Origin of the sequence: Sphingobacterium ginsenosidimutans (assembly GCF_039536865.1) — a bacterium.
In the GTDB taxonomy this organism is placed as follows: Bacteria; Bacteroidota; Bacteroidia; order Sphingobacteriales; family Sphingobacteriaceae; genus Sphingobacterium; species Sphingobacterium detergens.
Window position 1 is genome coordinate 380,721 of record NZ_BAAAZK010000007.1, and the last position, 10,650, is coordinate 391,370.

11 protein-coding genes are annotated in these 10,650 nt (G+C 35.7%); 7 read left to right on the top strand and 4 right to left on the bottom strand.

All coding sequences use genetic code 11. The annotated features are described in order from the left end of the window. Window positions 1–110 precede the first annotated feature (110 nt). Together ABFX33_RS13920 and ABFX33_RS13925 are read left to right on the top strand one after the other, a co-directional pair. Window positions 111–1,655 (top strand): serine hydrolase, encoded by a 1,545-nt coding sequence (locus ABFX33_RS13920; RefSeq protein ID WP_346086494.1) that lies wholly within the window; start codon window positions 111–113, stop codon window positions 1,653–1,655. A 243-nt stretch (window positions 1,656–1,898) separates the two neighbouring features. Then, entirely contained in the window at window positions 1,899–2,984 is a 1,086-nt protein-coding gene (locus ABFX33_RS13925) for an Imm5 family immunity protein (protein ID WP_257090272.1), read from the top strand. A gap of 73 nt (window positions 2,985–3,057) precedes the next feature. Here the strand turns inward: ABFX33_RS13925 and ABFX33_RS13930 are convergent, their stop codons facing one another. The 3 genes from ABFX33_RS13930 to ABFX33_RS13940 all read right to left on the bottom strand — a co-directional run bounded on the left by ABFX33_RS13930 (window position 3,058) and on the right by ABFX33_RS13940 (window position 4,618). Continuing rightward, window positions 3,058–3,264: a helix-turn-helix domain-containing protein gene (locus tag ABFX33_RS13930; RefSeq protein ID WP_346086495.1), complete on the bottom strand. Its 207-nt coding sequence runs from the start codon at window positions 3,262–3,264 to the stop codon at window positions 3,058–3,060. 1 nt (window position 3,265) lies between these two features. Continuing rightward, on the bottom strand, window positions 3,266–3,802 hold the full coding sequence (locus ABFX33_RS13935; RefSeq protein ID WP_346086496.1) for a DUF2975 domain-containing protein: 537 nt from the start codon (window positions 3,800–3,802) through the stop codon (window positions 3,266–3,268). A 243-nt stretch (window positions 3,803–4,045) separates the two neighbouring features. Next, complete coding sequence (locus ABFX33_RS13940; RefSeq protein ID WP_257090276.1) at window positions 4,046–4,618, bottom strand: isochorismatase family protein; 573 nt, start codon at window positions 4,616–4,618, stop codon at window positions 4,046–4,048. Window positions 4,619–4,949: 331 nt separating this feature from the next. Here ABFX33_RS13940 and ABFX33_RS13945 point away from each other — a divergent pair, with 331 nt between their 5' ends. Beyond that, window positions 4,950–5,489, top strand: a complete 540-nt coding sequence (locus tag ABFX33_RS13945; protein WP_346086497.1) for a hypothetical protein — start codon at window positions 4,950–4,952, stop codon at window positions 5,487–5,489. 187 nt (window positions 5,490–5,676) lie between these two features. Here the strand turns inward: ABFX33_RS13945 and ABFX33_RS13950 are convergent, their stop codons facing one another. After that, window positions 5,677–6,849 carry an FAD-dependent oxidoreductase gene (locus ABFX33_RS13950; RefSeq protein WP_428835647.1) on the bottom strand — a complete coding sequence of 391 codons (1,173 nt, stop codon included), beginning with the start codon at window positions 6,847–6,849 and terminating at the stop codon, window positions 5,677–5,679. A gap of 52 nt (window positions 6,850–6,901) precedes the next feature. On the opposite strand from ABFX33_RS13950, the gene ABFX33_RS13955 reads away from it, so the two are divergent. The 4 genes from ABFX33_RS13955 (at window position 6,902) to ABFX33_RS13970 (ending at window position 10,635) form a co-directional block, all read left to right on the top strand. Next, window positions 6,902–7,867: a helix-turn-helix transcriptional regulator gene (locus tag ABFX33_RS13955; RefSeq protein ID WP_346086499.1), complete on the top strand. Its 966-nt coding sequence runs from the start codon at window positions 6,902–6,904 to the stop codon at window positions 7,865–7,867. 433 nt (window positions 7,868–8,300) lie between these two features. Further along, the gene (locus tag ABFX33_RS13960) at window positions 8,301–8,972 is read left to right on the top strand and encodes a hypothetical protein (protein ID WP_346086500.1); all 672 of its coding nucleotides are present in this window, start codon (window positions 8,301–8,303) and stop codon (window positions 8,970–8,972) included. Window positions 8,973–9,265: 293 nt separating this feature from the next. Next, window positions 9,266–9,748, top strand: a complete 483-nt coding sequence (locus ABFX33_RS13965; protein WP_257090285.1) for an RNA polymerase sigma factor — start codon at window positions 9,266–9,268, stop codon at window positions 9,746–9,748. A gap of 71 nt (window positions 9,749–9,819) precedes the next feature. After that, window positions 9,820–10,635, top strand: coding sequence for a FecR family protein (locus ABFX33_RS13970; protein ID WP_346086501.1), 816 nt, complete (start codon window positions 9,820–9,822; stop codon window positions 10,633–10,635). The last annotated feature ends 15 nt before the right edge of the window (window positions 10,636–10,650 follow it).

A 10,650-nucleotide genomic window follows, 5' to 3' on the forward strand; every position in this document is an offset into this window, starting at 1 on the left:
TGTAAAAGAGATTAGTTCAGATGGTAAATTTACAATTGGGTTTTGCGATGAGATACCACATTTGCGTGAATGATAGCGAATGAGTAGATTAGTATAAAAATCAATTCGATATGAAAGCCCTATTAACCTGTATTTTTTGCTCATTGATTTCCCTTTCGCTATTTGCCCAAGTACAAAAAAATAAAAATGATCATTTTGCTGCTATTGATTCGGTACTAGAACGGGTTTTAAGCGATCATCATGTCGCTGGTTTTGCAGTCGCGGTGGTGAAAGGGAATAAGGTCATTTATAGTAAAGGATTTGGCTATCGTGATATCGTCAATAAGAAACCCGTCACACCCAATACGCTTTTTGCCATAGGTTCCAGCTCCAAAGCTTTTACGGCTTCATTGTTAGGTTTGTTGAGGCAGGATGGTAAACTGACATTTGAGGACAAGGCGGTGACGCTACTTCCTAAGTTGAAGTTCTATAGCGATGAGATGGATAATCAGATTATTCTTCGGGATCTCATGGCGCATAGGACGGGTTTGTCTAGGTATGATTTATCCTGGTTTCTATTTAATAGCGATAACAAAGACAGTCTGATAACACGTGTTAAGTATATGAAACCTAGTTCGTCCGTACGGATGAAATGGTATTATAATAACTTTATGTATCTGGCACAAGGAATGATTGTTGAACGATTAAGTGGTAAAACTTGGGAGAAAAATATACAGGAAAGATTTTTCAATCCTTTAGAGATGACGCGTTCCAATACGGATATTCAGACATTTCAAAGAGATAGTAATGCTTCTTTACCCTATACTGTCTCTAAAGATAATGTGATTAAACAGATTGATTATTACAATATTAATGGAATGGGACCGGCTGGAAGTATAAACAGTAGTGTTAGTGACATGGCCAACTGGCTAAAGATTTGGCTCAACGGGGGGCGTTTCAATGGGAAAGTTATACTGCCAGTAGATTATATTAGTGAGGCTGCAAGTTCTCAAATGGTTATGGACACAGCATTACCGGACAAACACAAAGACATTTTCCTCTCCAATTATGGTTTAGGCTGGATGATAGGTTCCTACAGAGGGCATTATCAAGTAGAACATGGGGGTAATATAAATGGTTTCTCCGCAAATGTTGCATTTTTTCCAACTGATTCTCTGGGAATAGTGGTATTGACCAATCAAAATGTTTCTAAGGTCCCCACTGTCGTAAGGAATTCTATTGCGGATAGGCTACTCCAATTAGAGCCAATCGATTGGAATGGTGAAAAAAAGGCTGAAATTGAAGCTTCTCGTTTAGTTAAAAAAGAAGAAGAAAAGATTCCTGTCCCATCAACAACACCATCTCATAAGCTGAAAGATTATACTGGCTCCTTCGAGAATCCCGCCTATGGAATTATTAAAATACATCTTAAAGATAATAACTTATACACTGTGCTTGGTTATGAAAACATTATTCTCAAACATAGGCATTATGATGTTTTTGATCCAAGGTCAGTAGATAAAAATGGGGTTGCAGACACGGAACCAAGCAATCTTTTATTTAATTTTTTTAGCGATGTGGATGGTCAGATTCAAGGTATAGGAATTTTACTTGATGGTAGTGAAAAACCGATTATGTTTGATCGTAAGGCAACGCCTGTTGGCGCAATGAAGTAAAAGTTGATGTAAATAAATATAATAAGTACGATCAAATAACCCATGAATCATTGTGTTTATAATAAAGCGAATTATAGATGAACGCTATCAAATATCAATTGATAGGTCCCCCTTAACAGGAAATAAGGTAGATTTAAGTGGAATTTAGTTTTCGATCACAAATAAAATGATGGAGTATAATAGTAGATTGGTGACTAAAATTAGTAAAAATGGAAATACAAACCTCTTCATAAAAGTTAGAGAATGCTAATAGATATAATCAAAGATGCTAAGATAGAATTGCTTAAAAATGACCTCGGACATTTGCCCTTGATGAATAGGGCTCATATCGCTGAAAACCTGCGTGATCCGATAAAGATTAATAAGGTTTTCCTAGCCTGCTGTAAACTTGTCTATTCGACTTTAGAAATAAATGACAGTCTATTGTCCAATATCTTGAACAAAGCGGAACGCCATTTATATGGAAAGGAAAACTTTGATTTTAAAATGCTTTATGACAAAAACAAAAACTATTTAGAGGCAGTTAATTTAAAACCCCTCTCGGATGTTGGATTAGCCTGTTTGGCTCTTTGTGGGAGCATTTATACTGATGCTGCAAGCCTATTCGATATTGACGATTATGAAGATGATAATTCTTATGATCCGGAGAGTTGGTCAACAGATTTTTGTGCGGCAAATGCGTTCGCTGGTGGAAATCCTTTCTCCCATGAGGGAAGTAAAGAGAAAAGAGTACAATTTTGGAATTTCTTTTTGGATACTGTGGTTACAATCTCAAATTCTCCGAATCTTTCTGTGGTTGATAAAATAGAATATGAGGAACAAGTACCCATCCAAATGGACAGATCAAAAGTTTATGTTGATAGTTTTATCAAGAATAAAATTGATCGGGTTGTAGAATTAATTTTGAAGGATTTGAAAAATTCTATTGGGGAGGCATATTGGAATCGGGTGGAAATAGAGGGGCAAGATATTGGTGGTGTAGGTATGAAAGGATACTATTTTGACGCCAATGATCATGGAGAAAGATTAGAATTAACATATTATTTATATGATGGAGAGGAGTCAACTGTTAAATTATTGAGTGCGGTAAAGAAGTATATATACCAACAAAGCCCAGAGGAAGGTACCTGGTTTTCTTATAATTTGCTGATATATCCAAATGGAGAGTATCGCATCGTGTATAATTTTGACAATCCAAAGATTTATGCAGACAAACAGCCATCTTTAGAACCGTTTATAACGGAATTTACCAACTATCCAAGAACTAAGAGTTTTACCCCAAAATGGTGGCAGTCTATTGTCACCCAAAATAATCTGGAATACTTATGACAAACAAATTGTTAATTTGCTTATGGATAGACAGGAATTGAACAGGACGATATCCTGAAATCTAATGCGCTTTTTAGTCTTCCAGAAATTCCAAGATATCGCCTGGTTGACATTCCAATGCTTTACAGATAACTTCCAATGTACTAAACCTTATCGCTTTGGCTTTTCCAGTTTTTAAAATTGAAAGATTTGAAAGTGAGATGTCAACTTTCTCTGATAGTTCATTCAATGACATTTTTCTCTTGGCCATCATAACATCCAAGTTCACAATTATTGGCATCTTATACTGTTAAATCGTTTTCGTTTTGTAGTTCTATTCCTCTTCTGAAAATCACAGATATCACATAAATCACAGCCGCCATTAAAATAAAAGCTTGACTGTCTGTCCAGAATTGTGTTAAGTGTCCGATTTCATAGCCTTTTCGAATTATTCTACCGACAGTTTCTTGAGCAATACAGCTCAACAAACCAATTGAAAATGTAAAATAACTGATTCGTGTAATCTGTTTGGAAACTAAATTGCTAAATGGTTTATTTAAATCCAACTTGTGCATCATTTCGATCAGTAGATAAAATAAATGTGCTTTTAGTACCGCAAGGGCAATAATAAAAAAATAAATTGTATAAAAAGACATTCTGCTCTGATTGTACATCTCGGATAAATCAAGTTTTTGGTAAAGTCTTCCTACAAATTCTGGCTTGAAGATACTGAAAATGAAGTTAACGATAATGGCTCCAGCTTCAATCGATAATCCAATAAATATGATCCAAACGATTATATATAATCCTTTGAATACGATATTGTCCATTCCTTTCATGGTTTATAAGTTTAAAATTCAATACAATAATAATAAATATTTAGCGATAATCATAAAAAAAATATTATTTATCAATCATTTGTAATGACTTGAAGGTATCTGCCGATTTCCATGCGGACCTTCCCGAAATAGATTACGCAGGAAAACCACCCGTAATAAAAATAGACTGATATTTTTCTCCGGTTTCTTATTTAATCGTACAAATTATATGTATTTGAATTTTGTAATTAGATTAGTAATGTGTCATTCTGGAGAGTTTGAAACAAAAACGACGTCACACGCTGATGCACATATTTGAATCTCATCGCCAAGGGACCATTCTGCTGCTCTGGCTGCCATTGCCGATGGGACACCTTCGGAACCAGGGCCGGGTGGGACATCATAAGTTGCGTGTGCATCATGTGGGAGCAAAACATCAAAACCATATTCCAGGGCTGCTCTAGCGGTCGCAGCGAGGCACATTTCAGAAAGCAGGCCACATATTACTATTTTTCTAATTTCAAGTTTAGTCAGAGTAGCATAGAGGGATGTTCCTTCAAATCCATTATCTGTCTGTTTCCTAATTACATATTCTTCCGGTAGCGGAGAGAAGAACAAATTCCAACCCCAGGTAAAAGGTGCGTCTATCGCATCCGGAGGGCCGTCATTTTGAAGAAAGATTACAGGACATTTTGCAATTCTTGCTTTATCAAGTAATAGATCGACAGCAGAAATTAATCTGGTATGATCAGGTATTGCCGAGGAACCCGAAACAAAAGCGTTCTGAACATCAATTACAACCAAAGCCTCAGTTTGACTAATATTTTCTTCTTTCATTTGAAAATAGAATATTTAAAGTTTCATAAAATTACAACTTCAATCATATAACTAAGAATCTTAGATATTAATCAAAATATATCTGTTTACCGGTAATCTGATCATGAAATGGAACAGCAAACATATATGTTATAAGACTATATTCAAACCAAAGTTTTATTTACAAAGCGAATATAAATCCCCTAAAAGCGAATATTAAATGAAGCAAGTGCTTTTGGACATAATAATTTATATTTAATTATTGAAACCTTATTTTCGAAATGATAATACATTGAAAATTTTAGTTTTTGGTTAACGAATAACAATAGTCAATTTTTAAAAATTAGAGCAAATGAAGAAAATATTCCTGATAGCATTAATAACCTTTTCTCATTTTTTTGTTTTTGGCCAGCAGAAAAAACCGAATAAGAATACTATTCCGCCACCAATAAAAAAGAAGGAATATCCCATGCCCGAGGCGAAGAGAATAGAAGATATTGTTATGGAACAGACGAAGAGATGTTTTATTTATAAGATCGAAGAAAGGAAAGATTCGTTACTGTACGTAAGCAGCAATTTATTGGAGTATGGCTGGGCGGGAGATAATGCCCGAATGGTAATTAGCTCTTATAATTATGATCCGATAAAAAAGAAAGAAGCAGAACAGAAAGGGTATGTTCTGCTAGAAGAAAAGAATATTCAATTTATCAATGGATCATATAAGACAGAAAAGGATGTTTTGATTTTTACACCTGAAAAAGAAGATAGATTTGAAAAAAGAACATTCAAGTTGGTGTATAAACCTAAAACAAACAAAGTTGACTATCTCAAAGACGAGAAAAATAATAAATATATAGCTGGTGGCTGCCAAGAACCCATTATAGGTCAATAATTAAACCCATTATTCCTAATGAGGTATTGAATGATTTAATAGTGGATTATTGTCTAGTCTTTAAAACCTATCGTATGTATTTTTCAAAATAAAATGAAGACAGAAAGAGCTATATAGAAATTATCTTTAATTACAGGAGCGGAACCAAAAGTAATTAAATATAGTGGTAACACAGGTGATAGTATTCTTATTGAATTAACTGTTTAAAAGAAAAGTTAGGCTGGCGCATTTCAATTTCGTTTCTGCTTGAGGCCTGTTGTGCTTCCCGCGCGTAGACGAACATTTCTTTTTCATAGGCCTTAAGGGCGGCCTCAAGTGATGTGAAAGATTGATCACTGAGTTTTTCAGATAAAATCAATGCATCTAACAACCCCGTATTGACGCCCTTTCCTGCAAACGGAGGCATTAAATGTGCTGCATCACCAATAAGTGTTAGGGGGAGAGGACGATCATTCTTCCAAGGAGTGTCCAAGGAGAATTTTCTTGTCGGAAGATAGCTAAAAGATAATGTTGAAAGAAACAGTTCTTTAAATTGGTTATCCCAGTCATAAAGTCTATCCAAAAGGAAAGTATGTACGAAGTTTGGATTCTGGAATTCTTCTTCCTTATGATTGTTCCATCCAGCGGGCTTTTTGAAAATGATACCATAGCTCAACAATCCATTATTGTTTGGATTGACCACTAGTAAGTTTCCTTTATGGGCAACCATTAGCCTATGCCCATCACAGCGTTGATAAAATTTCGGGACATAATGTTCGGGATCAGAAATATCTCCCTGGATGATTATGGTTCCAGTATCTTCAACTTGTGCGTCAGTAAGATATGATCTCACTGTTGACATCCCACCATTGGCCCCGATTACAAGATCCGCTGTTGCCTGTAAGCCTGTTTCAAAATGTAGTAGCCATTGTCCGTCTGTAGCTTCAAGTCTTGTACATTTGCTATCCCAAACGACAGTATTAACAGTCAAACTCTCTAATAGCATTTTCCGGAAAACATTTCTGTTGATTTCAGGATTGTCGTATTGATTTTCAGGAGTAGAATGTTTTGTGAAAAGTGAAGCCCCTTTTTCATCAGCCATAATAATTCCCATAGGTAATGCCAAAGAATAATAATTCTCCAGCAGTCCTGCCTTTTTCAATGCTTCTTGACCTGAGCCTTTATGCAGATCAAGCGTACCCCCTTGAATTCTAGCTTGGGGATCTTTATCTCTTTCATAAACGGCGACATCTGCACCATTTTGTTGTAATAATCTAGCCAATGTAAGACCGGCAGGCCCAGCACCAATGATCGCTATTTTTTTATTTTTGAATACCATAATTTTTGTATTGTTTAAGATCGATACAAAATTGGCTGTCATTTTAGGAATAAAATAATTACATTAGACTCAAAAATAGCTATAAAAGACTTTTATGAAAAAAGATGATCAGACAATTCCCCTTGTTCTTCAAAAGCTGGCTTATTTCCTTGGAACTGAAATTAAAAGAAGAAAATTAGAGATCCCCAACGAATATGGAAACGGATACTGCATTGGGTTTGTTTTTAATGCACACATGAGGATGTTGATCAGTGACTACGAGTTGAATGAGGATGTTGTGATTGATAATCTAGAGCGTGATGATGCAAAAAAGGTTATATTTTTTAAGTTCCAAAACATTTTTCCCAGACTTGGATCATTATCTATAGGAACAAATCCCAAAGAAATACCTACCGTTTTGATTGCAACCAGTCGTATTAATACAGATGAGATAATTTCCATCCATTCCAATACGTCAACTATTAATATCGAAATAGAGGCCAGCTATCTGAGTAAATTATTTAGCATATCAGCGCAGTCTCCGGTTTTAGAAAGCCTCCTCGAGAATACACAACCTTATCTTTTTGAACAGATCATTTCGCCTTCTTTGCAGAAAGTGGTCGATGAGATTGTATCGGAAACTGTTGACGAAACGTTCGAACTATTCTTTCGAAGAATCAAAGCGGAGGAAATGATCTGCAGGCTATTGATGGAACTGGAAAAGCGGGATGAGAAACGTATGTATGCTTTGAGCAACCACGATATCACAATCCTGTATAGAATAAAAGACCAAATCCTTGACGACCTCGAAACGCCTCCTATTATTGGAGAGCTCGCACTTGAAGCGGCCATGAGCCCTACTAAACTAAAGCGACTATTTAGGCAGATTTTCGGCGACAGTATATTTAGTTATTATCAGAAGTTCAGAATAAAAAGAGCCGCTCTTCTCCTGCAAGAAAAAAAGTATTCCGTTTCAGAGGTTGGTTATAAACTCGGTTTTACCAACCTCAGCCATTTCTCAAAAGTATTCAAAAAGCATTTCGGTATCAACCCAAAACAATATACGATGATTAATGTCTGATCCTGCAGTGTAAACATGAAATTATGGTGATATTGTGGTAAGTGTAATGGGATAGTCTAATTTCAGTAAGGTATAAGAAGTTGCAGCCAATATACAGTTTTGAGAGACCATTTTTCAGCGGAGGATCACAGAACGAAAGAATTTTTAAGCGAATATAAATCCATTAAACACGAATAATAAATGACATAAGTATATTCATATCTGAAATGTATATTTAATTAGTGAATTGTCAATTTCAAAGGATATAATATAAAAAAATGGATGTAGATATTGAAAAGCAAAATCAGAAATGCGTCCGATACTGATTGTAATAATCGAAAAAATTGACCATGTACAAGTAAGAATTAAAAGACCGCAAAAAGCCCCCCGTGTTGGAACAGATTTTGCTCAATTATACAAACAAAATGATACCATTTTTTATGAACCTATGCGCATGGCAAAACCGATAAATAGACATAATATGCCCATTGTAGCGATTTCTCGAGGGTATATTGCCACAATTTCTGGCTGTACCATATTTATGGTGTTGCTTCTCTTTACCACTACGTGTTTCGCAACCTCGAGGAGGTATCTGCAAGATACCGTTCGAAGTGGTTCGGAACTGCAGGTCTTTGATACCATCGTGACGAAACGCGTCTATCAAGATGCATATGGAAAAAACACATTGCACGTAAAAGTTACGAATCCCTGCAATGCTGATTCGTCTAGATTTGATGGAGTACTCACCCAGATCGAAGCGCGTGTGAAAAACAAAAAAGGTTCTACATCGGTGGTCTACACATATCCCTATTCTCAAATGTCGTTAATCTACTTCGTAAAGGAAGAAATACATATTCAGAACCTTGGTGGGCGAAAGGCGGCTATCATTCCTTTTTATTACTGTGGGGGATATGAGAGTTATGATATGAAAGTATCCTATATTGTCATTTATGGAAACAAGGACTATATCTTCCATCTAGACTATTATTGTGGAGAAGGAAAGGACTGTAAACCTGTCCAAAGCTTAAAAGTTACGCTGAGTGTTCTTCCAAAAGATATTCGGACCTATTTGACCGGATACTTGACAAAAAAACATAAGTCCAGAGCCAGCTTCCACCAGGAATAAACTCTAAATATTACTATACGAATGTGACAGATATTTCTTGTCAATTTTTATGGTGGATATTATGTTTTAAATATAAGTTCGTGTTAAGAAATTATGAAATCTGCTACTTTGCTCATATAATGGTGATAGGCTTTGTATTTTTGTCTGGTGAACTTATTGGAACAACTTAATATTCAATTTTGGATTGTAGGCTTCTTACTAATTTTGTAGATTTATCTATAAAAGGTAAAAGACCTTATCCAATTATGAGTTAGCTTTTAGACATCATTTGTCTGATTTGAATAAAAATCGTTATGAAGAAGGAGTACTTCAAAGACCTATTTAATAGATACCATAAGAAAGTATTTTTATTCGTTCAATACTATATTGAATCCCAAGATGATGCTGCAGATGTAGTACAGGAAGTTTTTATTCATCTGTGGCGTTATGTTCATAAGCTATATGGCGTATCCAATCCAGAAGCAATAATTTTTAAAACCTCCAAGCAGGAAATTGCCAATTTTTATAGAAAACAAAAGGTTCAATTTACTTCCCTTGATAGCGCATACGAGCTGACAGAAATCGAAGAGAGGTTTGACGAATCTGCCTATCAGATTAAAGTAGACAAACTGAATTTATTATTGTCAGCTCTACCAGAACGTCGAAAAATAATGGTACTTGATAGTGTTGTGGATGAGTTAAGTTACAGTGAGATTGCTCATAAATTCAAAATATCCAAAACAGCCGTTGCTAAGCAGATCAACAAAGCCATGACTTTTCTTCGGGCTAATTTTTAATTTTTTTTTAAATAGGGGGTGTACGATATAGGGGTATAGACGTAATAGTTTATAGATACCATCTATACGATATGGCAAAAGGAAAAAAAGATCCGAAAGAAATCTGGGATGCAATTTCGGAGGACCCCTCCGTGAAACAGGAGACATCTCAATCCTTATGGGAAAACATTGATCAACGTATCCAGAAAAAGGAACGGGCTAAAAGAAAAAAGAGGAAAAGTATGCTACTTATTCTTCCCGTATTGCTGTTAGGAGCGTGGTTTATATTCCAACCCAAAAATGTGGAAGAACAGTACACTTTTGTGACAATGAACAATCGTGACACTGTATACCTTAAAGATGGTAGCCATATCATCATGGAACCCTTTAGTGAGCTGACTATATCTACCGAATTTGGGAGTAGCATACGAAAAGTAGCTTTCAGAGGGAAGGGATATTTTGATATCGCTAAGGACAAAAATAAACCTTTTCAGATTGATGCAATGGATTTTGATGTTGAAGTGCTGGGTACAAAGTTTGATCTTATTCAAACGGATACCGACCATCGGGTGCAATTATTTGAGGGAAAAGTTAAGATTAATAAAGACGGGAATACAACCTATTTAATGCCCGAAGAGGCCTGGTGTTTTAAAGCGGGATCGACACAAAAGCATTATATGCTACCATCCGCTAAAAGAACTTTTAAGTTTGACCACACTGAGCTAGCTATCGTATTACAACAACTGGAAGAATCTTACCAGATGAAAATAGCTTATCCAGATAGCCTAAAGGACAAAGTTGTGAGTGGTGCTTTCAGCGGTAATTTTGAGGATATCCTACAGATTATATCTTTCCCATTAGACCTAAAACCGACGCGAATTAATGAACAACAATATAGGTTAAAATAAAAAACACCGGTAACA